General features: G+C 60.9%; 1 pseudogene. It reads right to left on the reverse strand.

The window, feature by feature from the left end:
* Nucleotides 1-346 (reverse strand): annotated as a pseudogene (locus tag Y703_RS22620) (hypothetical protein); the annotation flags it as partial.
* Nucleotides 347-645 lie beyond the last annotated feature (299 nt).

Raw genomic sequence — 645 nt, forward strand, 5'->3', positions numbered from 1 at the left:
CCCGCACACCCGCAGAGAGGATGCCGCCAAACCGGGCGAATCGTGCAAGGCGAATCAAGCGGAATGCCTGGAGCGCTCTGAAGAACCTGAGGAATGGGACGAGCAGGAAGACCACCTGCCACCAGTTCTTTCGCCAAAAAGCCCCACTGAAACTGCCAATGTAGGCCCGTAACAAGAACTCGGCGACGAAGACCGCCCAGCAGACCCATCCCACGACGCCGAATACCAGGACGACTCTCGGATCCTCGGCCAGCAGCTGCCCGAGGACGATGAAGAGGAAGATGATGCCCAGGCCAGCCGATCCTGCTGGACAGCAACCGGCCGGCCGAACGGGATCCCCGCACACCCGCAGAGAGGATGCCGCCAAACCGGGCGAATCGTGCAAGGCGAATCAAGCGGAATGCCTGGAGCGCTCTGAAGAACCTGAGGAATGGGACGAGCAGGAAGACCACCTGCCACCAGTTCTTTCGCCAAAAAGCCCCACTGAAACTGCCAATGTAGGCCCGTAACAAGAACTCGGCGACGAAGACCGCCCAGCAGACCCATCCCACGACGCCGAATACCAGGACGACTCTCGGATCCTCGGCCAGCAGCTGCCCGAGGACGATGAAGAGGAAGATGATGCCCAGGATCCCCATCGGCTTT

Origin of the sequence: Arthrobacter sp. H20 (assembly GCF_000520515.1) — a bacterium.
Taxonomy (GTDB): domain Bacteria; phylum Actinomycetota; class Actinomycetes; order Actinomycetales; family Micrococcaceae; genus Arthrobacter_D.